Annotated in this window: 18 protein-coding genes; 4 read left to right on the forward strand and 14 right to left on the reverse strand. The window is 63.4% G+C overall.

Translation table 11 applies throughout. The features are described from left to right. Positions 1–5: 5 nt before the first annotated feature. The 5 genes from phoU to pstS form a co-directional block, all read right to left on the reverse strand. On the reverse strand, positions 6–716 hold the full coding sequence (phoU, locus tag VPH40_RS19645; RefSeq protein WP_034778131.1) for a phosphate signaling complex protein PhoU: 711 nt from the start codon (positions 714–716) through the stop codon (positions 6–8). 42 nt (positions 717–758) lie between these two features. Then, entirely contained in the window at positions 759–1,541 is a 783-nt protein-coding gene (gene pstB / locus VPH40_RS19650) for a phosphate ABC transporter ATP-binding protein PstB (protein WP_010396817.1), read from the reverse strand. A gap of 38 nt (positions 1,542–1,579) precedes the next feature. Further along, positions 1,580–2,467, reverse strand: a complete 888-nt coding sequence (gene pstA, locus VPH40_RS19655; RefSeq protein WP_077402151.1) for a phosphate ABC transporter permease PstA — start codon at positions 2,465–2,467, stop codon at positions 1,580–1,582. Then, on the reverse strand, positions 2,464–3,435 hold the full coding sequence (pstC, locus tag VPH40_RS19660) for a phosphate ABC transporter permease subunit PstC (RefSeq protein WP_099664709.1): 972 nt from the start codon (positions 3,433–3,435) through the stop codon (positions 2,464–2,466). The genes pstA and pstC overlap by 4 nt, the downstream gene beginning before the upstream one ends. A 228-nt stretch (positions 3,436–3,663) precedes the next feature. Continuing rightward, on the reverse strand, positions 3,664–4,713 hold the full coding sequence (pstS, locus tag VPH40_RS19665; RefSeq protein WP_099664710.1) for a phosphate ABC transporter substrate-binding protein PstS: 1,050 nt from the start codon (positions 4,711–4,713) through the stop codon (positions 3,664–3,666). 271 nt (positions 4,714–4,984) lie between these two features. Here pstS and ppk1 point away from each other — a divergent pair, with 271 nt between their 5' ends. From ppk1 to VPH40_RS19680, 3 genes are all read left to right on the forward strand, one after another. Continuing rightward, positions 4,985–7,078: a polyphosphate kinase 1 gene (ppk1, locus tag VPH40_RS19670; protein ID WP_099664711.1), complete on the forward strand. Its 2,094-nt coding sequence runs from the start codon at positions 4,985–4,987 to the stop codon at positions 7,076–7,078. A 25-nt stretch (positions 7,079–7,103) separates the two neighbouring features. After that, positions 7,104–7,562 carry a phosphohistidine phosphatase SixA gene (sixA, locus tag VPH40_RS19675; protein ID WP_070254143.1) on the forward strand — a complete coding sequence of 153 codons (459 nt, stop codon included), beginning with the start codon at positions 7,104–7,106 and terminating at the stop codon, positions 7,560–7,562. Positions 7,563–7,860: 298 nt separating this feature from the next. Next, positions 7,861–7,986, forward strand: coding sequence for a hypothetical protein (locus VPH40_RS19680; RefSeq protein WP_257218666.1), 126 nt, complete (start codon positions 7,861–7,863; stop codon positions 7,984–7,986). Between the two features lie 83 nt (positions 7,987–8,069). On the opposite strand, the gene VPH40_RS19685 is transcribed toward VPH40_RS19680, so the two are convergent. From VPH40_RS19685 to VPH40_RS19725, 9 genes are all read right to left on the reverse strand, one after another. Next, positions 8,070–9,191: a polyamine ABC transporter substrate-binding protein gene (locus VPH40_RS19685; protein ID WP_328574285.1), complete on the reverse strand. Its 1,122-nt coding sequence runs from the start codon at positions 9,189–9,191 to the stop codon at positions 8,070–8,072. A 114-nt stretch (positions 9,192–9,305) separates the two neighbouring features. Then, positions 9,306–11,912: an ATP-dependent chaperone ClpB gene (gene clpB, locus VPH40_RS19690; RefSeq protein ID WP_305061396.1), complete on the reverse strand. Its 2,607-nt coding sequence runs from the start codon at positions 11,910–11,912 to the stop codon at positions 9,306–9,308. Between the two features lie 121 nt (positions 11,913–12,033). Beyond that, complete coding sequence (gene moaE, locus VPH40_RS19695; RefSeq protein WP_289906625.1) at positions 12,034–12,507, reverse strand: molybdopterin synthase catalytic subunit MoaE; 474 nt, start codon at positions 12,505–12,507, stop codon at positions 12,034–12,036. Next, entirely contained in the window at positions 12,504–15,083 is a 2,580-nt protein-coding gene (locus VPH40_RS19700; protein WP_328574286.1) for a DUF349 domain-containing protein, read from the reverse strand. The genes moaE and VPH40_RS19700 overlap by 4 nt, the downstream gene beginning before the upstream one ends. Before the next feature lie 204 nt (positions 15,084–15,287). Then, positions 15,288–15,941: a hypothetical protein gene (locus VPH40_RS19705; protein WP_289899117.1), complete on the reverse strand. Its 654-nt coding sequence runs from the start codon at positions 15,939–15,941 to the stop codon at positions 15,288–15,290. Positions 15,942–16,057: 116 nt separating this feature from the next. Continuing rightward, positions 16,058–18,724, reverse strand: a complete 2,667-nt coding sequence (locus tag VPH40_RS19710) for a bifunctional acetate--CoA ligase family protein/GNAT family N-acetyltransferase (protein ID WP_251351805.1) — start codon at positions 18,722–18,724, stop codon at positions 16,058–16,060. Between the two features lie 118 nt (positions 18,725–18,842). Then, entirely contained in the window at positions 18,843–19,835 is a 993-nt protein-coding gene (locus VPH40_RS19715; protein WP_328574287.1) for a DUF2804 domain-containing protein, read from the reverse strand. Then, positions 19,832–21,115, reverse strand: coding sequence for a winged helix-turn-helix domain-containing protein (locus tag VPH40_RS19720; protein ID WP_328574288.1), 1,284 nt, complete (start codon positions 21,113–21,115; stop codon positions 19,832–19,834). The genes VPH40_RS19715 and VPH40_RS19720 overlap by 4 nt, the downstream gene beginning before the upstream one ends. Before the next feature lie 62 nt (positions 21,116–21,177). Next, positions 21,178–22,530 (reverse strand): ATP-binding protein, encoded by a 1,353-nt coding sequence (locus tag VPH40_RS19725; RefSeq protein WP_328574289.1) that lies wholly within the window; start codon positions 22,528–22,530, stop codon positions 21,178–21,180. 165 nt (positions 22,531–22,695) lie between these two features. On the opposite strand from VPH40_RS19725, the gene VPH40_RS19730 reads away from it, so the two are divergent. Beyond that, the gene (locus VPH40_RS19730; RefSeq protein WP_328574290.1) at positions 22,696–24,840 is read left to right on the forward strand and encodes a TonB-dependent receptor domain-containing protein; all 2,145 of its coding nucleotides are present in this window, start codon (positions 22,696–22,698) and stop codon (positions 24,838–24,840) included. Positions 24,841–24,883: the final 43 nt, after the last annotated feature.

Consider the following 24,883-nt stretch of genomic DNA (forward strand, 5'->3'; position numbering starts at 1 on the left):
AAAGCTTACTCAGGGAGCTCCTCGGAAATGGCGGGAGCAGCCACCTTGGTGTGGCGGATGTCCTTGCCTTCAACCACGTAAATCACGTATTCGGCGATGTTTTTCGCATGGTCGCCGATCCGTTCGATGGCCTTGGCCACCCACAGGGTATCGAGCGCCGCCGAAATCGTGCGCGGGTCTTCCATCATAAAGGTTATCAAGTTGCGCATGATAGACCGAAACTCATGGTCGATGATGGCATCTTGTGCAATTAATTGTAAGGCCTGCTTGCCATCGTTGCGCGCGAACGCGTCGAGCGCATCGTGCAGCATGTCGGTAGCCGTGTTGGCAATGCCGCGCACCATTTCGTAATGGTTGACGACGCCGTTGCCGCGCTTGTGCAGATTCTTCGCCACGCGGGCGATTTTCGTCGCCTCGTCGCCTACGCGCTCGAGGTCGGTAATCACCTTGATGGTGGCCATGATGGTGCGCAAGTCGTTGGCGGCCGGCTGGCGGCGCACGATCAGATGGCTGCAGGCGTCGTCCAGCGACACTTCCAGCTGGTTGACGACGTCGTCTTCGCGCATCACGCGGTCGGCGCGTTCCGGATTGCCGATGCGGAAGCACGTCATCGCGTCGAGGAACTGGGTTTCAACGATGCCGCCCATCAGGAGCACTTTCGAGCGGATCGCTTCGAGTTCGTTGTCGTATTGCTTGGATGAATGTTCGCCTATCATGCTGTCTCTCCGTATTCAGTTGTTGTGTATGCGCGGGGCGGATCAGCCGAAGCGGCCCGTGATGTAATCCTGCGTTTCCTTGCGGGCCGGATTCATGAAGATCTGGTCCGTTTCGCCGAATTCCACCAGCTCGCCCAGATACATATAGGCCGTGTAGTCGGAGCAGCGCGCCGCCTGCTGCATATTGTGCGTCACGATGGCGATCGTGTAATCCTGTTTCAGTTCGCTGATCAGCTCTTCCACTTTCGACGTCGAGATCGGGTCCAGCGCCGAGGTCGGCTCGTCGAGCAGCAAGACGTCCGGCTTCACGGCCACGCCGCGCGCGATGCACAAACGCTGCTGCTGGCCGCCCGACAGCGACAGGCCGCTCTTGCTCAGCTTATCCTTGACTTCGCCCCACAGCGCCGCCTTTTTCAGGGCCCACTCGACGCGCTCGTCCATCTCGCCCTTCGACAGATCTTCATACAGGCGCACGCCGAAAGCGATGTTGTCGTACACGGACATGGGGAACGGCGTCGGCTTCTGGAACACCATGCCGACCTTGGCGCGCAGCATGTTGACGTCCTGGTCGGCGTCGAGCACGTTGCGGCCGCGGTACAGGATCGAGCCTTCCGCGCGCTGACCCGGGTACAGGTCGTACATGCGGTTCAGGGTGCGCAGCAGGGTTGATTTACCGCAACCGGACGGGCCGATGAAAGCGGTAACCTTCTTTTCGTGGATGTCCAGGTTGACGTTATGCAAGCTTTGCGTTTTGCCGTAAAAAAAGTTCAGGCCCGAAATTTCGATGGTTTTTTTCTTTGGTGCCAGGTCTTGTGCTGGATTCATTTGCGTATTCATATGGGTTCGCTTCGCTCGGTATCTGTTTAATTAGGGACTTTTTGGCTGAACACGGTGCGCGACAGGATATTCAGGGCCAGCACGCTGAAGGTGATCAGCAGTGCGCCGCCCCAGGCCAGCGAGCGCCAGTTGTCGTACGGGCTCATCGCAAACGATGCGATGACGGACGGCAAGTTGGCCATCGGCGCATTCATGTTGAAGCTTTGGAACTGGTTATTCAGGGCCGTGAACAGCAGCGGCGCCGTTTCGCCGGCGATGCGGGCCAATGCCAGCAGTACGCCGGTGATGACACCCGCCTTGACGGCGCGCAAGCGTACCAGGGTGGCGACTTTCCAGCGCGGCGCGCCCAGGGCAAATGCGGCTTCCAGCAAGCTGTTCGGCACCAGACGCAGCATATTGTCCGTCGTGCGCACGACCACCGGCACGGCGATCAGCGACAGGGCGATGGCGCCCGCGTAGCCGGAGAAGTGTTTCACGTGGGCCACGTACAGCGCATACACGAACAGGCCGATGACGATCGATGGCGCCGACAGCATGATGTCCGTCACAAAACGCGTCACTTGCGCCAGCTTGTTTTCTTCGCCGTATTCGGCCAGGTAGATGCCGGCCAGGATGCCGATCGGGGTGCTGACGACGGTGGCCAGGCCCACCATCAGGGCGCTGCCGACGATGGCATTGATCAGACCGCCGCCTTCGCTGCCGGGAGCCGGCGTCGTTTGCGTGAACAGGTCGACGGACAAGGCGCCGAAACCCTTGATCACCAGGGTGAACAGGATCCACACGAGCACGGCCAGACCGAGGGCCATGGCGGCCACCGACAGGGCGATGCCGACACGATGCATCAGCAGGCGCTTGCGGTAGACGGGGTTCATGGCCGGCTTGGCCGGAACGTCGAGAGTGCTTACTTGGCTCATTTCGTGCCTTCCTTGCGGGACATGCCAGCCAGCATCAGCTTGGCGGCGGATAAGACGATAAAGGTGATGACAAACAGGATCAGTGCCAGCGAGAACAGCGAGGACACGTGCAGCGCCGATTGCGCTTCGCCGAATTCGTTCGCCAGCAGCGAGGTGATGCTGTTACCGGCGGCAAACAGCGACCACGACAGCTTGTTCGCGTTACCGATGACGAAGGTCACGGCCATGGTCTCGCCCAGCGCGCGGCCCAGGCCCAGCATGACGCCGCCGACGACGCCGGTCTTGGTGTAAGGCAAGACAATCTTGCGCACCACTTCCCAGCGCGTGCAACCCAGGCCGTAGGCGGATTCCTTCAGCACGGCAGGGACGATCTCGAACACGTCGCGCATCACGGAAGCGATGAAGGGGATGATCATGATGGCCAGCACCAGGCCGGCCGTCAGCAAGCCGATGCCCATCATGGGGCCGCTGAACAGCTGGCCGATGACGGGGACGTTGCCCAGGGTGGCTTTCAGCAAAGGCTGGACGTGGTCGGCGAACAGGGGGGCGAAGACGAACAGGCCCCAGATGCCGTAGATAATCGATGGCACGCCGGCCAGCAGCTCGACAGCCGTGCCCAGCGGGCGGCGCAGCCAGGCCGGGCAAATTTCCGTGAGGAACAGGGCGATGCCGAAGCTGACGGGAAAGGCGATCAGCAAGGCGATGACGGACGTCACCAGGGTGCCGATGATGGGGATCAGGGCGCCGTACTGGTCATTGACAGGATCCCATTCCGCGGACACGATGAAATGCAGGCCGAAGGTCTGGAAGGCCGGTATCGATTCCATGATCAGCGAAATGATGATGCCGACCAGGACGATCAGCACCGACAGGGCGAACAGCATCGTCACCTTGTGGAACAGAAAATCCTGGATGCGCTGCTTGCGCATGGTGGAAAGCATTTGCGCGTGACTGATGGAATCGGTCATGGTGCCGCCTGGCATGGGGATCGTGGAGGAGGTAGATTGTGCGCTCATATTGTGCCAGATGTGGGTGGTACTGCCGGTATTGCTGTTTTGAACTCTTGTTTTATCTTGCTTTTTTAGCCAGGACCGTCTGCAAGGGCTTGCGGGCGGTCCTGGCTAACTCCCTGCCCCGCCGCCGTGCTGCTGGCGGGGGCAAGGATGGGTACTTAGTTAGGCATGCAGACTATCGGATTAGTAGATCGACTTGCCCGATGCGTCTTTCAGGTTGGCTTTCCACGACTCTTGCACCAGTTTCACGACCGATGCTGGCATTGGCACGTAGTCCAGTTCAACGGCAGCTGGGCCGCCGTTTTTGTAGGCCCAGTCGAAGAATTTCAGGACTTCCTTGGCCTTGGCTGCATCAGCCTGGACTTTGTGCATCAGGATGAACGACACGCCGGTGATCGGCCAGCTGTTCTTGCCAGCTTGGTCGGTCAGGACCACGCCGAAGCCCGGGGTTTGCGTCCAAGGTGCCGAAGCGGCTGCTGCCTTGAAGTTTTCGTCGTCAGGTTGCAGGTAGTTGCCATCCTTGTTTTGCAGCTGGGTGTGCGACATCTTGTTTTTCTTGGCGTAAGCCCACTCGACGTAGCCGATCGAACCCTTAATACGCTGCACGTTGGCGGCGACGCCTTCGTTACCCTTGCCGCCCACGCCCACGGCCCATTTCACAGCCGAGCCAGCACCGATTTTCGATTTGAATTCCGGGTTGGTTTTCGACAGGAAGTCGGTGAACAGGAAAGACGTGCCCGAACCGTCGGCGCGGTGTACCACGGTAATTTCCGTGTCCGGCAGCTTGACGCCCGTGTTCAGTGCGGCGATTTCCGGCGCGCTCCACTTGGTGATCTTGCCCAGGTAGATGTCGCCAACGACTTTACCCGTCATTTTCAGCTGGCCTGGGGTTACGCCGTCCAGGTTGACGATGGTGACCACGCCGCCCATGATGGCCGGGAACTGCATCAGGCCCGCTTCTTCCAGCTCTTCTGCCTTCAAAGGCATGTCCGAGGCGCCGAATTCAACAGTCTTGGCCTTGATTTGCTTGATGCCAGCGCCGGAACCGACGGACTGGTAGTTCAGGCCGTTGCCCGTGTTGGCTTTGTACGTCTCAGCCCATTTGGCGTAGATAGGGTACGGGAAGGTTGCGCCAGCACCTGTCATATCTGCCGCCATGACGGAAGCGGAAGAAAATGCCATCGCTGCCGAAGCACCCACGACGATAAATTTGAACATTTGCTTCATTTGCATATCAAGTCCTCAGGGTTGTTAGGGCTCAAAGTCCCGGTTGAATGCTGCGCAGTCTAGCAAGCGAATATGACAGCTTTATGACATGGGTAAAAAATCCTGAAATAATTGGCTACGCCCCGAGAATACCCCTTTTCGGCATGAAAAATGACAGGGCAGGCGACGCTTTATGACAGCTTATGTCACGCTTACGTCATATTTCATGATTACACTCACAGCGCGTCATACATGATGAAATACGGCTAGAATTAACTATCTGCAAAGACAAAAGAATATGAAACCTGAACTGCACACGGAAGTGACCAAATCGGGCATCCTGCTTGACCGCGAGCTGTCGCAACTGACTTTCAACCGGCGCGTGATGGCCCAGGCGGAAGACCCGAACATTCCGCTGCTCGAGCGCCTGCGCTACCTGTGCATCGTCAGCAGTAATATGGATGAGTTCTTCGAGGTGCGCGTGGCCAGCCTGCTGGCGGCCGGCAGCATCGGCGGTTCGCTGGCCGGCCACCCTGCCCTGGCGGCCAACCTGGAGCGCATCGGCAAGGAATGCCATGCGCTGGTGGAACGCCAGTACGAGATATTAAATAACGACGTCTTGCCGGCCCTGCGCGAAGCGGGCGTGCATCTGCTGCGCGACAGCGACCGCAACGAGGCACAGCGCGCGTGGGTGAAGGAATATTTCGACCGCGAAGTGCGCCCCCTGCTGACGCCGATCGGCCTCGACCCGGCCCACCCGTTCCCGCAGGTCGTCAACAAGAGTCTCAATTTCATCGTCTCGCTGAGCGGCAAGGATGCGTTCGGCCGCGGCACGGCGATCGCCATCGTCAAGGCGCCCCGCGTCTTGCCACGCGTCATCAAGCTGCCGGACGAGATTTCAGGCGACGGCGTGTCCTTCTGTTTATTGTCCTCCGTCATCCATGCGCATATCTCGGACTTGTTCGCCGGACGCGAAGTGATTGCCTATTCGCAATTCCGGGTCACGCGCGACAGCGACCTGTGGGTGGACGAAGATGAAGTCAAGAATTTGCGCCAGGCCCTGAAAGGCGAGCTGGTCGGTCGCCAGTTCGGCACCTCCGTGCGCCTGGAAGTGGCGCGCAATTGCCCGCCAGAATTGTCGCAGTTCCTGCTCGACCAGTTTAATCTGGATCAAAGCCGCCTGTACCGCGTCAACGGCCCCGTGAATCTCGTGCGCCTGTCGGAAATGATCGACCACGTCAAGCAGCCCGAGCTGCGCTTCCCGCCGTTCTTCCCCGGCCTCGCGCACAAAGCCATCGGCAACGACATCTTTGCCGCCCTGACCAAGCACGACATCCTGCTGCACCACCCCTACCAGTCGTTCCAGACGGTGATCGACTTCATCCGCAGCGCCGCCTACGACCCGTCCGTCGTCGCCATCAAGCAAACGATTTACCGCACGGGCATGAACTCGGACCTGATGGAGTCGCTCATTACGGCGGCGAAGATGGGCAAGGAAGTGACCGTCATCGTGGAATTGATGGCGCGTTTCGACGAAGAAGCCAATATCAACTGGGCCGACAAGCTCGAGCAAGCCGGCGCGCAAGTCGTGTACGGCGTCGTGGGACTGAAAACCCATGCCAAGGTGGCACTCGTCATCCGCCGCGAAGAAGGCTCCCTGCGCTTCTACGCCCACTTGGGTACCGGCAACTACCATCCCACGACAACCAAGCTGTACACGGACTTCGGCTTGCTGACGGCCAACCAGGACCTGGCAGTGGAAGTGAACGAAGTCTTCATCCACCTGACCAGCCTGACCAAGCCGCACAACCTGAACCATTTGTGGCTGGCGCCGTTCGGCCTGCAAAGCGAGATCATCAAGGCCATCCGCAACGAGGCGAAGATCGCCCGTTCGGGCCGGCGCGGGCGCATCATTGTGAAAGTCAACGCGCTGGTGGATGAATCCGTGATCCGCGCCCTGTATGCGGCCTCCACCGATGGCGTGAAGATCGACCTGATCGTGCGCGGCGCCTGCACCCTGAAGCCGGGCGTGCCTGGCCTGTCGGAAAACATCAAGGTGCGCTCCGTGATCGGCCGTTTCCTCGAACACAGCCGCATTTACTATTTCCGCAACGACCTGGCGCACGATGTCTACCTGGCCAGCGCCGACTGGATGAGCCGCAACCTGTTCCGCAGGGTGGAAGTGGCCTTCCCCGTGCTGGACCGGGCGCTGAAGCGGCGCGTGATCGCCGAGGGCCTGAATCCGTATTTGAAGGATAATACCAATGCATGGGAACTGGAGCCGACGGGCCATTACGCGCGCCGCAAGCCGCGCGGCAAGCAAACGCCGTTCAGTGCCCAGCAGTATTTGATGCACTCACTGGGCACGCCGGGCGCGGAGGTCGGCGAATAGGCAATTCTACACAGAGGAGCACAGCATGGATCTCATCTTGTGGCGACACGCAGAAGCCGAGCCGGGCGTCCCCGACCTCGAACGCGCCCTGACCGTGAAAGGCCAGAAACAGGCGCGCCGCATGGGGGAATGGCTGGCCTCGCAACTACCGGAAAATTGCCGTATCCTCGTCAGTCCCGCCCTGCGCACCCTGCAAACGGCGGAAGCGCTGGGGCGCAAGTTCAAGCTGATGCCGGAACTGGCGCCCGGCGCCGAGGCGGAGGATATCCTGAAGGCGGCCAACTGGCCCGGCGGCAAGGAAACCGTGCTCATCGTCGGCCACCAGCCCACCCTGGGCCAGGCCGCCGCCCTGCTATTGACGGGAGAAGAGCAGGAATGGGAACTGCGCAAGGCCAGCGCGTGGTGGTTCTCCCAGCGCGAACCAGGCGACCCGATCAGTGTTTATCTGAAAGCCGTGATGGCGCATGACCTGGTGGTGAAATAAAGGTGCTCGAGCAGGGAACTGCGCAAGGCCAGCGCAAGGATGGACGGGTTCTCGCAGCGCGAACCAGGCGCCCCCATCAGTGTGTATCTGAAGGCCGTGATGGCCCATGATCTGGTGGTGAAATAGAGAAAATGCGCAAAAAGTGCGCTGGGACAAATACTAGCAGGAATTACAACTCGGCGGCCTTGTAAAGCGCTGCCGATCTGCTAGAGTTTAATTGCATCAACTACGTGTTGGAGCGCTGCTCTGGCACATTGAGCAACCCAGCGGACAGCCGTCCAACGGCGGCTGAAAGACCATGTTAACCTTCGTCGTTTTTCTCTTCATCGCCATCTTCGCCGCCATCATCGGCTTCGTCGCCTTTGAACTGATCGAAGAAATGCGCGGCAGTCACCACAAGCTGATGGATCGCTACCACGAGTAGTGTTCGCCTCGGCAATATCGCATGGCGCCAGCGACGGCCTACAGGCCCGTCCCTCGCGCCATCCTTGTTTTTACACTCCCGCCTTACACTCCCGTCTTGAACTTCGTATAGATACGCGTCATCAAGCGGCGGATATCTGCCGTGGTCGCTTCCGGTGCGGCCATGCGCTGCTTGTCGGCGTCCGACAGGAAGATGGCCTTGTTTTCACCGATGTCCTTGCGCACATATTTGATGCTGGCCGGATTCGGATTCGCGTAGAACACCTTGTTGCTCAGGCTGGCATGCACTTGCGGGCGCAAAATATAGTTAATGAACAGGTGCGCGTTGCTCGGATGGGGCGCGTCGGCGGGGATGGCCATGGTATCGAACATCAGGGCGGCCGTCTTCGGCACCAGCACCTGGATCACATTGCCGTTTTTCGCATCGATGGCGCGCTGGCGCGCAATATTGATGTCGCCCGACCAGCCCAGCGCGACGCAGACGGAACCGTTGGCCATGTCGTTGATGTAGCCGGATGAGCTGAACAGGGTCACGTAGGGACGGATCGCCTGCAGCACCTTGCCCGCTTCCTGGTAATCGGCGGCCGCTTTCGAGTACGCGGGCTTGCCCAGGTATTGCAACGCGGCCGGCAGCACTTCCGACGGCGAATCGAGGAAGGACACGCCGCACGATTTCAGCTTCGCCGCGTATTTCGGGTCGAAGATCAGGTCCCAGGCGTTGTCAGGCATGGGCATGCCGCCCAGCGCCGCCTTGACCTTGTTGACGTTGATGCCCACCGTCGTATAGCCCCACAGCCAGTCGACCAGGTAATCGTTGTTCGGGTCGATCTTCGACAGCTTGGCCTGCAGGTTCTGGTCCAGGTTGCCCAAATTCGTCAACTTGCTCTTGTCGAGCTTGCGCAACAGGCCCGCATCGATCTGCAGGCGTGCCCACTGGGCCGTCGGCACGACGATGTCGTAGCCGGACTTGCCCGCTACCAGTTTCGCATTGAGGATTTCGTTATTGTCGAAAACGTCGTAGCGTACCTTGATGCCCGTTTCCTTCTCAAAATTCTTGATCGTATCGTCGCCGATATAGTCCGACCAGTTATAGATGTTCAGGACCTTTTCTTCCTGAGCCTGAGCTTGGCCAGGCAAGGCCAGTACGGCCGCCGCCAAGGTGAATCCCACTCCAATGCGCCGCCCTGCTTGCCATGTGTTTGCCATCGTACCGCCTCCGGAATTAGTCAGAAAATAGTGCCGATCATAACAAGAAGGGCGGCATCAGGTCTAGCCTGATACCGCCCTGCTTTCACTACCGGGGTCAGACCCCAAGCAACATTACACCTTGTCCAGCCCCACTTGCGCCCCCGTAAATACGAGGTTGCCGTTCTGGGCGTCGATGCGGATTTCGTCTTTCGGGCCGAACTTGCCTTCCAGAATCAGCTTCGACAGCGGATTTTCGATCTGCTGCTGGATCGCCCGCTTCAGCGGACGGGCGCCATACACCGGGTCGTAGCCCGCTTCGGCGATTTGCTGCAAGGCCGCGTCCGTCAAGCTCAGCGCCATGTCCATGCGCGCCAGGCGTTCTTCGAGGATCTTCAGCTGGATCTTCGCGATCGCGCCGATGTTTTTCTCGTCGAGGCCGTGGAACACGACGATTTCGTCGATACGGTTGACGAACTCGGGACGGAAGTGCGAACGTACCTCGGCCATCACTGCCAGCTTCACGACACCGGGATCATCGCTTTCCATGGCCTGGATCTTATGCGAACCCAGGTTCGAGGTCATGATGATGACGGTATTCTTGAAGTCCACCGTGCGGCCCTGGCCATCCGTCATGCGTCCATCGTCGAGCACTTGCAGCAGCACGTTGAAGACGTCGGCATGCGCCTTTTCCACTTCGTCGAGCAGGATCACGCTGTACGGCTTGCGGCGCACGGCTTCCGTCAGGTAGCCGCCCTCGTCGTAGCCCACGTAGCCCGGTGGCGCGCCGATCAAGCGGGCCACGGAATGCTTCTCCATGAACTCGCTCATGTCGATGCGGATCATCGATTCTTCCGTATCGAACAGGAAGGTGGCCAGCGCCTTGCTCAGCTCGGTCTTGCCGACGCCCGTCGGTCCCAGGAACATGAAGGAACCATATGGACGGTTCGGGTCGGAGAGGCCGGCGCGCGAGCGGCGGATGGCGTCAGCCACGGCCGTGATCGCTTCATCCTGGCCCACGACGCGCTCGTGCAGCTTCTCTTCGATATGCAGCAGCTTGTCGCGTTCGCCCTGCATCATGCGCGACACGGGGATACCCGTCGCGCGCGACACCACTTCGGCGATTTCCTCGGCGCCCACTTCCGTGCGCAGCAGTTTCGGCTGGTCAGGGTCGAGTTTCGGGATGCCGCTGTCAGCCTGCTTGAGCTGGGCTTCCAGCTGCGGCAGCTTGCCGTATTGCAATTCCGACACTTTCTGCCAATTGCTCTCGCGCGTGGCTTGCTCCATCTGCAGCTTGAGGTGCTCGATCTCTTCCTTGATGTGCGTGCTGCCCTGCACCACGGCTTTTTCCGCCTTCAGGATTTCCTCGAAGTCATTGTATTCGCGCTGCAGCTTGACGATCTCTTCCTCGATCAAGGCCAGGCGGCGCAACGACGCTTCGTCCTTTTCCTTCTTGACAGCTTCGCGCTCGATCTTGAGCTGGATCAAACGGCGTTCCAGCTTGTCCATCACTTCCGGCTTCGAATCGATCTCGATCTTGATCTTCGCCGCCGCTTCATCGATCAGGTCGATCGCCTTGTCGGGCAGGAAACGGTCCGTGATATAGCGGTGCGACAGCTCGGCGGCGGCAATGATGGCCGCGTCCGTGATTTCCACCTTGTGGTGCAGCGCATATTTATCCTGCAAGCCGCGCAGGATGGCGATGGTCGCCTCCACGGTCGGTTCGTCGACGAGCACTTTCTGGAAGCGGCGTTCCAGCGCGGCATCCTTCTCGATGTACTTGCGGTACTCGTCCAGGGTGGTCGCGCCCACACAGTGCAGTTCGCCGCGCGCCAGCGCCGGTTTCAGCATATTGCCGGCATCCATCGCGCCTTCGGCCTTGCCCGCGCCCACCATGGTGTGCATTTCATCGATGAAGACGATGGTTTGCCCTTCATCCATGGCCAGTTCCTTCAGCACGGATTTCAGGCGCTCCTCGAATTCGCCGCGGAATTTCGCGCCAGCCAGCAAGGCGGCCATGTCCAGCGACAGTACGCGCTTGCCTTTCAGCGATTCCGGCACTTCGCCGTTGACGATGCGCTGCGCCAGGCCTTCGACGATGGCCGTCTTGCCCACGCCCGGTTCGCCGATCAGCACGGGGTTGTTCTTGCTGCGGCGCTGCAGGATCTGGATGGTGCGGCGAATTTCATCGTCGCGGCCGATCACAGGGTCGAGCTTGCCCTTGCGCGCCCGCTCAGTCAGGTCCAGCGTGTATTTTTTCAAGGCTTCGCGCTGGCCTTCGGCCTCTTGCGAGTCGACCTTGTTGCCGCCGCGCACAGCCTCGATGGCCGCTTCCAGCGCCTTGCGGGTCAGGCCGTTTTCGCGCGCCAGCTTGCCGCAGTCGGATTTGTCGTCCGTCATCGCCAGCAAGACCATTTCGCTGGAAACGAACTGGTCGCCAGCCTTTTGCGATTCCTTGTCGGCCAGGTTCAGCAGAGCCACGAATTCGCGGCTGACCTGCACGTCGCCGCCCGTGCCCGACACCTTCGGCAAGCGTTCGATGGACGCGCCCAGGGCCTTGGACAGGCCGCCCACGTTGACGCCGGCCCGCTGCAAGAGCGAACGGGCGCCGCCGTCGTCCTGGTTCAACAGGGCCGTCAGCAGGTGGACTGGTTCGATATAGGGATTGTCGTTGCCCACGGCCAAGCTTTGCGCATCGGCCAGGGCTTCCTGTAATTTGGTAGTGAGTTTGTCTTGTCGCATGAAAAGCGCTCCCGGTTAATTAGTTGTTAACCAAATTGGGGTGAGGCAGTACTTTTCAAGCATACACAAAGCAGAAAACCGCTGCATTTGGGCAAATGCTAGCGTGCGCGGCAGATACGATTCAAATGGTGCTTGCTTTTGTCGCCCATTTGTCCAGCGCCGTCTCGTCGCTGTCGCGCGCATCGACCCAGCGCGCGCCTTCCGGCGTATCTTCCTTCTTCCAGAACGGCGCTTCCGTCTTCAGGTAGTCGATAATGAACTCGCAGGCGGCGAACGCCTCGCCCCGGTGGGCGGACGAGACGGCCACCAGCACGATCTGCTCCTGCGGCAACAGCGGCCCCACGCGGTGGATCACCAGCGCGCCCGACAGGGGCCAGCGCGCGCGCGCCTGCTCGACGATGGCTTCGATGGACTTTTCCGTCATGCCCGGATAATGCTCGAGCTCCATGGCGGCCACGTCCAGCCCCTCGTTCATGTCGCGCACCGTGCCGACAAAGCCGACGACGGCGCCCACCTTGGGGTTGCCTGCACGCAATTGTGCGATTTCTTGACTCAAGTCAAAATCAGCTTGCTGGACGCGGACGCTGGTACTCATTTGGCATGCCCTCCGATACGGCGCAGCAGGGTTTCGATGCGGCTGGCCGTGCGCGCATCGGTGGCGGCGGGAATCGCGCACAGCTGCATCAGCTGCGACACTTGCGTGAGCGGCTTCTGGCCCGATTTCAGCGACGATTGCAGCACTTCCACCTGCATTTTCAGGCGGTCGCGGGCGAATTCGGCGCCGCTGTCGACGCCGGCGACGATTTCCAGGCGCAAGACTTCCTCGAGCAAGCGGGCCTCGTTGGCCTGCAATTGCTGCACGTAGGCGTCAGCGCCCTCGCCCAGCGCGGCCTGGGCGGCGGCAAAGCGCTGCTGCAGGCTGCGTTCGTATTGCGTGTCGAGCGGCGGCAAGGCGCTCCAGCGTTCGCTCCACGCTGGCGCGTCGGCATCGGCGCCGCCCTCGGCCAGCGACGCTTCCAGCGATTGCACCAGACGCAGCTTGTCGCGCAAGGCGTTGGCCTGGGCCGCGCCGGCCCGTTCGGCGATGGCGTCCGCTTGCGCCTGCACGCCGGCGACGGCCGCGTGGTAGCGCTGCTCGATCTTCGCTTCGCTGGCGCGCGGCACGGGGCCCGTGGCGTTCCAGGCGGCGCGCGTGTCGCGCAGCAAGTGATGGATGAAGGCCGTGCGGGACTTGTCGTCGCCTTCGGGCACGACGGCCGTTTCCAGCGTGGCGCACAGCGCTTCGCGCGCATGCAGGTGTTCGCGGCGCTCGTGGTCGGCCGCGTGGGCCGTTTCCTTGCGCTTGGCAAAGATATCGTCGCAGGCGGCGCGGAAACGCTGCCACAGCGCCTGTTCCGCGCGGCGCTCCAGCGGCAGGGCTTTCGCCAGTTCCTGCCATTTATCCTGCAAGGCTTTCAGCATGTCGACCGTGTTGCGCTCCGATGGCTTGAGCAAGCCCACTTCGACGATCAATTGTTCGCGCCGCGCCGTCTCGATCTGGCGCTGCGTGTCCAGCGGCTTCGACAGGGCGTCCAGCGCGGCGCCGAATTCCGTATCCAGGCGTTTCTTCTCCTTGCGGTCGATGGTGCCCAGGCGCGTCCAGGCCTGGCGCAGGCGCTGCGAAGCGGAGGCGACGTGTTTCCAGTCGGTACTTTCTTCGGCCGCCAGGGCCGCCGTTTCCGCGATCAGTTCCTGGGCCTTGGCCGCGTTGCCGTGGCGCTCTTCGGCCAATTGCTTGAAATGCTGGGCCGCCGGCGCATACGCGAGGCTGCAGGCGGCGTCGAAACGTTCCCACAGGGATTTCGGCGCCGGGCCGGACAAGGCATCGAGCGACTTCCAGCGCTCGCGCAGGCTGCCCACTTTCTTGGCCAGCTCGGCCATTGGAAGTTCCTGTGCCGGCAATTCCTCGCCCGCCTTGACCAATTCCTCGCGCGACACGTTGCCGCCCCAGCGCGCCCAGTCGGCCAGGCGCTTGAATTCTCCCCGCACATGGGCCAGGCGGTCCGCTTGCGCAGGCGTCAAACGGCCGTGCTTGCTATCGCGCAAGGTCTTGTCATGCTCGGAGGCCACGTGCAGCAAGCCATCCTGCAGGGCCGCCTCCATGGCGTCGAGCACCTTGAAGAACTGTTCCGTCGCTTCTTTCGAGACGGGTGCGTGTTCCGCGCGCGGCTTGCGCGGCGCCGGGTCGGCATGGGCTGGTGCGGCCTCTGGCGTTGCCGCCTGCACGGGCGCCGGCGCGCTGGCCAGCACGGCCGCAAATTGCTGCTGCAAGCTGTCGGACAAGGGCGACTCGGGCAGGCGCGGCAGGGCTTGCCATGCGCGCTTCAGGGTATCCACGTCGAGCGTGGCGGCGTCCTGCGCCTGCCATTCGGCCAGCGCGACCTGGCGCGCGTCGAACACGGCCTGGTGTTGCTGCAGGGCTTGCAGGGCGGACTGCGCCTGCTCGCGTGCCTGGGCGAAGTCGCTTTCCAGGTGTTTCGGCAAGGAGCCGCGCTCGGGCGATTGCGCATGCTGCGCATGTTCCCCGTCCAGGCGGGCCAGCGCCTGCGCCAGCTCGCCGGCGGACTGGCCATTGCTGGCCAGCGCGCGTGCAGCGGCGACGGCGTCGATCACGGCGCGCTGCAGCACCACTTGCGCTTCCAGGCGGGCGGCCAGCGCGGCGCGCGCGCCGGCAAAGGCGGTCGCCAGCTCCGGCGTGGCCTTGATGACTTGCCATTGGCGGTCCAGCTCGGCTACCTGGTTCGGGCTGAGCTTCTCATCGTTCAACAGGCGCTGGGCCGTGTCGATGCTGGCCTGGGCGCGTTGCGTCTCGGCAGCCTGATGACGGATCAGGTCGATACGGCCCTGCATCAGCTTGGCCACGCGGCGGTCCGTGTTGCGCATGGCGTGGTGGACTTTTTCCAGCAGGGGCAAGGCGTGGACGTGTTCGGCCGCGATCAGACGGGCATCGGCAAATTCGCTGGACACGATGAATTCAAAGGCGGCAGCCTCGTCGCCAGCCACGGCATGGGCACGCGCCACCTGTTCGGCGCGGCGCGATGCGCTCTGCGCCGAGGCGGCGGCCTGTTCTGCCACGACAGGGTCGGGTACGGCAGTCTTGCTGGCAGAACGCTTGAAGAGAAATTCGAACATGACGGGTTTCGCGTGGATCAAAACCACCATCATAACAAAGCCCGGGGTATTGCATCGGACAGGACTGAACAAGTTATCAAATGAATAAAGCGAATCTTTTCCGAATCTTTCCCCTGGATTTTTGCCCTATGGCGGTGCGCCGGCCGCCCTCACGAAAACGCCTCCGGCAGACACCGCCTGGCGGGGTGTGCGCTCGCTACCCGTTCAAGCCTGCGCACGCAGCGGCTGTGCCGGCGCGGGCGGCGCGGACGCGGCGCCATCCGCCAGCGTTTCAGCGCCGCCGGCTGCAGGCAAGGGCGCCGGCAAAGGCGCTGGCAAAACAAAGGGCAGCACCTGCGCCTTGCCACGGCGCGCTTCCTGCGCGCGCGCATCATGGGCGAGGAACTGGTAGGCGATGGCAAACCACGCTTCGCCGACGATGACCTTGCGCGCCAGCGCAAACAGCTCGCGCTCTTCCTTTTCCAGGCGCTGCAGCAAGGCTGCGCAAAAGGCGTCGATGGCGGCGCACAGCTGCTCGGCCTGTAATTCGGAATGGTCGATGGCGGCACCCGCGCGCTGCTGCACGACATTGATGCTTTCCAGCGCCGCGTGATTCAAGCCGTTCAACTCGTCCAGCAAGCCGTCCACATGGGGCGCGGCCTGGCGGATGGCGGGAATCAGGTACATCTCCACCTTGCGCCAATAGCTCCCCTGGTACAGCCGGTTCAGCCAGTCGCCCGTGTACTGCAGTTGCGCCAAACTGAGCCTGCTTTGCTGGCGCAGTTGCACCTGCATGTATTTCTGAAAAGCCAACAAGCTCATGCGGATGCTGGCCTGTTCCACCGACAGGGAAACCAATATATATGTTGCAGTAAGCATGCACTCACTCCCGAAAATGCGCCGGATATGTCATCCTGGAAGTGAAAGTGTAAAGACTACCGACAGGGGCCGGTTTGATCCTGCACAAACCCGCGGCTGGCCAGCCGCGCTTTCTTTTACGGCGCGCGCAGGCCGATATGCAGGTTGACGACGCCCGGCTCTTCCGACGGCGTGACTTCGCCGCCAAAGCTTTTCACCAGCCGCTGCATGCCCTTGTTGCGCGCCATCGCCTCGCCCACCAGCGCTTCCGTGCCCCGGCTGCGGAAGTAGTCGACCAGCTTCTCGAACAGGATGTGTCCCAGTCCCTTGCCTTTCAGGGCCGAGCGCACGGCGATGGCGAAATCGGCGTGGATATTGTCCGGATCGGCCACGGCGCGCACCACGCCCAGGGTTTCCGGCTTGCCGTCCGGGCCCGTGTGCGTGGCGATGAAGGCCATGGCGCGGTCGTAATCGATCTGCGTCAGGCGCGCCAGCTGCGACACGGGCAGCTCGCGCATGGACGTGAAGAAGCGCAGGCGCACGTCGTCCGGGTCCAGCGCGTGGAACAGGTCCATGTGCTGCGGCGCGTCCTCGGGGCGGATGGGGCGCAGCAGGATGGACTGGTCCATCCACGTCACCTGCTCTTCCAGCTCCTGCGGATACGGGCGGATGGCCAGGCGGTCGCGCTTCTGGCCCGGCTGCAGGCGGATGCGCGCGTCGAGCGCGATCACGCCATCCGCATCGGCCACCAGCGGGTTGATGTCGAGTTCGGCCAGTTCGCCGATATCGGCCACCAGTTCGGCCACCTGGATCAGGGTGTAGCAGATGGCGTCGATGTCGGCCGGCGGCTGGTTGCGGTAACCGGCCAGCAGCTTCGACACGCGCGTGCGCGCCAGCATGTCGCGCGCCAGCACCATGTTCAGGGGCGGCAAGCCGATGGCGTGGTCGGCCGTCACTTCCACAGCGATGCCGCCCTGCCCCACCAATATCACGGGGCCGAAGGCGGCGTCCGTCGTCACGCCGACGATCAATTCATGCGATTGCGGCCGGCGCGCCATCTGCTGCACGGTAAAACCGTCGATCAGCGCGTCGGGACGCATGCGGCGCACGCGCTTGAGCATGGCGGCGGCGGCCGTGCGCAGGATGTCGGGCGTATCGAGGTCGAGCGCCACGCCGCCCACGTCGGATTTGTGGGCGATGTCGGGCGAGTGGATTTTCAACGCGACGGGATAGCCGATGTCGGCCGCCACGGCCAGCGCCTCTTCCACGTCGGCCGCCATGCGCGTGGTGGCGACGGGAATGCCGTAGGCGGCCAGGATTTCCTTCGAGCGGCATTCGCCCAGCACCGTCTGGCCGGCCGCCAGCGCGGCGGCGACGATTTCGCGCACGCGCGCGCGGCGCGGCGTGGCCGACATGGGCAGCTGCGCCGGCACCTGCATCAGGGTTTCCTGGTTGCGCCGGTACTGCACGATCTGCATGAAGCCATGTACGGCCTTTTCCGGCGTGTCGTAGGTGGGAATGCCGGCCCGGTTGAAGACCTGGCGCGCGGGCGCCACGGTGGTGCCGCCCAGCAGGCACGACAGCACCGTGCGCGAGGTGGCCTTGATCAGCGGCGTGACGGCTTCGGCGATGTCGATCGACGAGACCATGGCCGTGGGTGCGTGCAGCAGCAGCAAGGCGTCCGCCTGCGGCTCGTCGAGCAGCGGCTTGATGGCGTCGGCATAGCGCTGCACGGCCGCGTCGCCGGGCAAGCCCACGGGGTTGTCGTGCGACCAGCCCCGTGGCAAGGCTTTTTCCAGCGCGATGACGGTATCCGGGGACAGGTCGGCCAGCTTGCCGCCGCTGCCCACCAGGGCGTCGGTGGCCATCACGCCCAGGCCGCCGCCGTTGCACAGGATCGCCAGGCGCTCGCCGCGCTGCGAACGGATATGCGTGAGGGTTTCCACGGCATCGAAGAGCTCTTCGGCCGAATACACGCGCAGCATGCCGGCGCGGCGGATGGCCGCGTCGTACACGGCGTCGGAACCGGCCAGCGCGCCCGTATGCCAGGCCGCCATGGCCGCGCCTTCCGCCTCGCGCCCCGCTTTCAGGACGATGACGGGCTTGCTGCGCGCGGCCGCCCGCGCCGCCGACATGAATTTGCGCGCCGCCTGGATATCTTCCATGTACAGCAGGATGGCGGCCGTGTCGATGTCGCCGGCCAGGTAGTCGAGCAAGTCGCCGAAATCGATATCGTAGCTGGCGCCCAGCGAAATGAACTTGGAAAAGCCCACGCCATGCGCGTTGGCCCAGTCGAGCACGCCCGACACGAGAGCGCCCGATTGCGACACGAAGGCGATCTTGCCGCTCGTCGCGCCCACATGGGCGAAGCTGGCGTTCAAGCCCAGTTTCGGCACCAGCAGCCCCATGCTGTTGGGGCCCAGGATGCGCAGCAGGTGCGGCTTGGCCGCCTTCAGCATGGCCAGGCGCAGCGACTGCTCGCGCACGGGGTCGAGGCCGGACGTCATGACGATGGCCGCGCGCGTGCCCAGCGCGCCCAGTTCGCGGATCAGGGCCGTGATGGTGGCGGGCGGCGTGCAGATGATGGCCAGGTCCGGCGCTTTCGGCAACTGCGCCAGCTTGCGGTAGCATTTCAGGCCCATCAGCTCGTCGTACTTGGGATTGACGGGCCAAATGTCCCCTTGGTAGCCGCCACCGAGCAGGTTGTACAGGGCGATGGCGCCCAGCTTGCGTTCGCGCGCCGTGGCGCCGATCAGGGCCACCGAGGCCGGCTTGAACAGCTTGTCGAGATTACGGATACTCATGTTCTGGCCTCATGGATTGCCGGAGCGGGATTGCCGGAGCGGCTACGCGCCAGTGTAAGGGATGCGTTGCCAAAAAAATTTGACCTTGCGCTGCATTTCACGAAAAATCCGCGCGCCCCTACCAGCGCGAGCGGTGGCTTTCCGTCACCCCGGCCAGCTGCGCCACGATGCGCTTCGGAGAGTCCGCGCTGGTGCGCACCCAGCCGCTGAAGGTGCCGATGGGCTGGATGTAGCGGCTGGCGGCGATCCACAGATTCTTATCCTCGCGGCGCGCGCCTTCCGGCTTGAAGTGCAGGTCCAGCAAATCGTCGTCCGTCCACACATGCCACGGCGCCAGCGGGTTGTCGGGATTGAAGTCGAAGTGCGCGCGGCCCAGCGGATACAGCTGGCCATCGAGCCACAGCGCGTTTTCATGCGCGCCGAAATAGCCGGCCTGCAGGTTGAAACCCAGGTCCAGGCTGTGCGCCGAGGCCCAGCGCCATTCCGTTTCGCGCGCCAGCAAGCCATTCGAATAATCGAAGCTGGCCACGCCGTCGTCCAAGCTGTAGCCCATGGCGCCGCAGCGCACGGTGCCCCACAAGGGCAAGCCGCCCGACTTTTGCGTCGCATGCACGCTGCCGCCCTCGCCCACGGGCCCCACGGCCAGCAAGGTGGGCGCCACGGGCGGGCCGAATTCCGCGTCGATGCCGAAATGGCCGCAATCGAGCCGCAAACGGTAGCGCTGCTGGGGCTGGGCCTCGATGGAGATCACTTGCGAGAGGAAGCGGAAACGGCTGCTGGCGCCCGCATGCGGCGCCACCGTGGCGCTCAAACCCGGCACGCCATCCTGCGAAAAACTGGCCACGATCTTGCCCTTGTGGCGGTCGAAGGCATACGCGAAGGCCGTGCTGGTCCAGCCCAGGTCGACGATGGCCACGCCGCAGAACAGCGTGGGCGTGGACAGGGCCACATAATGCCAGCGCTTGTGGTGGAACAGGCGCCAGAGGGCGCCGCGCGCGTGGGGCGGCGCCAGAGCGGCCCAGTCAAAGGCGTTCAATTGCCCCGTGTAGCGGCCAAAGCAGGGGACGCCATCGGCGTCGAGCAGCTGGGGAGGAGCCGGCGGCAGCATCATGCGGCCCGCCTTGCGGCAGCGCCGCCGTCGAGCAGGGCCTGGGCCAGCAGCGCGCCGAAGGCTGCCGGCTGCGTCTGCGCAATATCAATATCCGGGCAGGCATGCCAGAGCGCCAGGCGCTGCACGGCGCCGGCCACGTCCTGCACCAGGCGGGTACTGAGGCGCACGCCGTCTTCCAGCGCCAGCGACTTGATCTCGAAGCGCCCCTGCGCGCGGTGCGCCTTGGCGTCCAGGCGCCCCACCAGCGCGCCGCGGCGCAAGATCGGCAAGGTGAAATAACCATAGCGGCGCTTTTCGGCCGGCGTGTAGCATTCAAGCCGGTAGTCGAAGCCGAACAATTCCAGGGCGCGGCGCCGGTCCCAGACGACGGGATCGAACGGCGAGAGGATCGTCGTCAGGGTGGGCGCCAGCTTGCCGGCCGCCGCATCGCGCAACAAGTCCCCATGCTCGGCATGCACGTACACGGCATCACTCCAGCCATCGACCGTGCAGCGCAGCAGCGCGCCCTCGTCCACCAGCGCCTGCAGATCGCGCGCCAGGCTGACGCGCGGTTGCCTGGTGCGGAAGTAATCGCTGATCCAGCTGGCCCGCGCCAGCCCCAGCGCCTTCACGCTGGCCAGCAGCAGGCGGCGGCGCACCTGGTCCTCGGACGGCAGCAAGCCATCGTGCCAGCCCGGCAGCACGCGTTCGGCCAGGTCGTAATAGCGCTGGAAATTGTGGCGTTTGGCGATCATCAGCACGCCCGACGTAAACAGCACTTCGAGCGAGCGCTTTTCCGGCTTCCAGCTCCACCAGCCGCCCGCCTGGCCATCCGTGCGCTCGAAGTCGGCCGAACGCGCGGCGCCGTTGGCGCGGATATGTTCCAGCACCGAAGCGACGGCCTCGCCCTGCTCCGCCATCCATTTGACGGAGTATTTCCAGCCCATGGCAGCCGGGTCCAGCATGCGGTGGCGGTACAGACCATAGTCTTCGATGGGCACGAAGCAAGCCTCGTGCGCCCAGTACTCGAACAGCGCGCCCTCGGCCAGCAGCTGCTCCAGCCACGGCTGCGGATAGTCGCCCAGGCGGCTCCACAGCACCAGGTAGGGGCTGCGCGCCACCACGTGGATGGTGTCGATCTGCAGCACGCCCATCTGCCGCACGGCGGCCAGCACGTCCGCCTTCACGGCTTTCTTGCGCCGCGCCTGCAGCAAGCCTTGCGCGGCCAGGTGCAGCGCGCGCGCGGCGGCCAGCGATAAAGCGGGGGGATCGAAAAGAATGGGCTGGTGTGAGCTGTGCATAACAGAAAGATACCGCATTCTGCACACGCCTTGTGCGTTTTATCGCTATCGGATCGCGCCCGCTACGTTGCGGGAAACACGACCGTCACCGCCAGCCCCCGGCCCTGCAGTCCGGCGCCGAGGAGGATCTGCGCGCCATGGCGCTCGGCGATGCGGCGCACGATGGACAGGCCCAGCCCGCTGCCGGGAACCTGGCCACCGCCCAGGCGCACAAAACGCTCGAACACGCGCGCGTGCCATTGCTCGGCGATGCCCGGCCCCGTATCGGCCACGCGCAGGTAGCTGCGCCCCGCCTCCACGCCGCAGCGGATCTCGATGGCGCCCGGCGCCGGGGTATAGCGCAGCGCATTGTCGACCAGGTTACGCAGCAATACTTGCAGGCTGTCCGCATGCAGCGCGCAGGGCGCCGGCGCCACGTTGACCGCCAGCGACAACTGGTACGGCGCGGCCAGCGCCTGCCACTGCGCGCCCTGCGCTGCCAGCACGTGCGCCAGGTCGCCCGGCGCCAGCGCCGTCTCTGCCTGCGACTGCGGATCGAGCTGCGCCAGCGCCAGCAACTGGTTGACGAGGCGCGTGGCGCGCTCCACGCTGGCGCCCAGGGCGGCGATGAATTCCTCGCGTTCGTCCGCGCTGCGGGCCCGCTGCAGCACTTGCAGATTGGTCTTGATGGCGGCCAGCGGCGTGCGCAGCTCGTGCGCCGCATCGGCCGTGAAGCGCTGTTCGTTGTCGCGGCTGTGCCTCACCCTGCCGAACAGGCGGTTGATTTCCAGCAGCAGCGGATGCAGCTCCGAGGGCGCGCCGTGCACATGCACGTCCGTCAGTTCGTCGGGCGTGCGCGCCGACACTTCGTCGGCGGACGCCTGCAGCACGCGAAACACGCGGTGGATGCTCCACCAGATGGCGATGGTGGCCAGCGCCACGAGTAGCAGGCCGAACAGCGCGATGCGGTAAAAGAAGCCGCGGCTGATGTCGTCGCGGTGACTGGTCGGTTCGGCCACCAGCAGCTGCAGGCTGCGCTGCGGGTCCCACAGCGAAAACAGACGCCAGCGCTGGCCGCCGATGCTGGTCCACGACAGACCGTCCGGCGCGCTACGCGACAGGGCGATGTCGGACGCCGCATCGTTGCGGTACAGGACGCGCTGCTGCGCGTCGCGCACCTTGAACAGCAAATACTGGTGGGGATTCGGATGGCCGCGCAGCGGCAGGTCGATGGGCCCCGTCAAGCCATGCTCGCGCGCATCCTTTTCCACCAGCGACAGCAACAAATGGCCCGTTTCGATCAGCGACTGGTCGAACAATTCCTGACTTTCGCGGCGCGCTTCCACGTAGACGATGGCGGCGCTGCCCACCCACAGGGCCAGGGTCAGGCCCAGCAGCACGGCCAGCAGGGTGCGCCGCAGCGACCAGCTTTTCACGCCGCCGCCAGCCGTTAAGAATCTCTTAAGAACTTCTGCGCAAGATCCGGAGCGAAATATTTTCTGGGAAGCCATGCCTGCAATTGTAAATGATTCTTATTGCTTTCATGATTCCCATTACCTAAACAATACAGACCAATAATTCATTCACCCTCAGGAGTTTGCATGTCCAACAGCCCCCGCCGCGCGCGCCTGCCGCGTCCCACCACCCTGGCCCTGGCCTTGGCCGCCCTGTTCTGCCTGCCGGCCCACGCCCAGACGGGCACGCCTGCCAGCATGCCGGAAGTGGTGGTTTCCGCCTCCGGTTTCGAGCAGGATATCAAGCAGGCGCCCGCCTCGATCACCGTGCTGACGCGTGAAGAACTGTCGAAGGAACGCTTCGGCAACCTGACGCAGGCGCTGGAAAGCGTGGAAGGCATCGACGTGGGCGCGGCGGGCGACAAGACGGGCGGCATGAACATCAGCATCCGCGGCATGCCCAGCGACTACACCCTGGTGCTGATCGACGGACGCCGCCAGAACGCGGCCGGCAATGTCACGCCGAACGGCTTCGGCGGCACGCAGACGAGCTTCATGCCGCCGCTGGCCGCCATCGAGCGCATCGAGATCATCCGCGGCCCCATGTCGACCCTGTACGGCTCGGACGCCATGGGCGGCGTGATCAACATCATCACGCGCAAGGTGGGCAAGCAGTGGATGGGTTCCATCTCGGCCGACTACACCCTGCAGGAAGAGTCCGATTTCGGCGACGTGAAAAGCGGCCGCTTCTACCTGAGCGGCCCTCTCGCCACCGACCTGCTGGGCCTATCCCTGCGCGGCAGCAAGCAGCGCCGCGATGCGGCCAACATCCGCTACAACGACGCGGCCGGTGCGGAAAATGTGCCGAACATGGGCGCCAATCCCGTGCGCGCGGACATCGAGAACTTTGGCGCGCGCCTGGCGTTCACACCCAACCGTTTCCATACCGTCATCCTCGACGCGGATGCGGGCCGCCAGACCTACGACAATTCGAAGAAGCAACTGGGCACCTTGGGCTTGCAGGGCGGCTACGGTCCCGAGCAGAAATACAACCGCGACCAGTGGACGCTGTCGCATACGGGCCGCTTCGGCTTCGGCACCCTGGACAGCAGCTACATGGTGAACAAGACGGAAACCCTGGGCCGCACGATTCCGCCAGGCACGCCCGGCGCCGTCGCCGGCAGCGCGCGCACCCTGGAAGTGGAAAGCCAGGTGTTCGACACCAAATTGGTCATGCCGTTGGGCAAACACATGGCCACCGTCGGCGCGCAATGGTGGAAAGCGGAAATGACGGATGGCGTGGCGCCAAAGAAATTCGAATTCACGCAAAAAGCCCTGTTCCTGGAAGACGAATGGCAGGTGCTGGAGAATGTCGCGCTGACCTTCGGCGCCCGCTATGACGATCACAGCATCTTCGGCGGCCAGACCAGCCCCCGTTCGTATGCCGTGTGGAACGCCAACCCGAGCTGGACCGTCAAGGGCGGCGTCAGCAAGGGCTACAAGACGCCGCGCGTGGAACAATTGTCGCCAGGAATCAACGGTTTCGGCGGCCAGGGCACGATTCCCCTCGTCGGCAGCCCGAACCTGAAGCCGGAAACGAGCACGACGACGGAAATCGGCGCGTATTTCGACAACCTGGCCGGCTGGACCGCCAGCGGCTCCCTGTTCAACAATCAATTCAAGGACAAGATCACGACGGGCACGGGCCTCGTCAACTGCGATTACCGTCCGTCGCCAAACCGTCCCGGCTGCGTCAGCTTCGGCAACTGGCCCAACGTCGATGCGTTTGGCCAGTCGGTCAACGTGGATGAAGCCGTCACGCGTGGCGTCGAGCTGAACACGCGCTTCCCGCTGGGCAAGACCTTGTCGGCCAGCGCCAACTACACGTACACGGAAAGCGAACAGAAGAGCGGCAGCAACGCCGGCAAGCCGCTCAGCGACACGCCCAAGCACGCCGTCAACGCGCGCCTGAGCTGGGATATCTCGCGCGAGTGGAACGGCTGGCTGCGCGCCGAGTACCGCAGCGAGCGTTTCCGCGATCCGGGCACCTCGGCTTCCACGCGCGCCGCCAAGGCCGCGCTGGGCGACTACAAGGGCTACACCATGCTGCACCTGGGCAGCAGCTACCAGCTGAACAAGCGCGTCACCCTGAACGCAGCCGTGTACAACCTGCTCAACAAGGACTTCATCGACTACCAGCCTTACCGCGCACCGACGCTGACCTACGCCAACCGCTATGTCAACAGCCTGGACGGCCGTCGCTTGTGGCTGTCGGCCACCGTCGACTTCTGATGCAGTAACGCGCCATCGGCGTCAACATCGAACGGGCTGCCGC

The organism is Janthinobacterium sp. P210005, assembly GCF_036231865.1.
GTDB lineage: Bacteria > Pseudomonadota > Gammaproteobacteria > Burkholderiales > Burkholderiaceae_D > Janthinobacterium > Janthinobacterium kumbetense.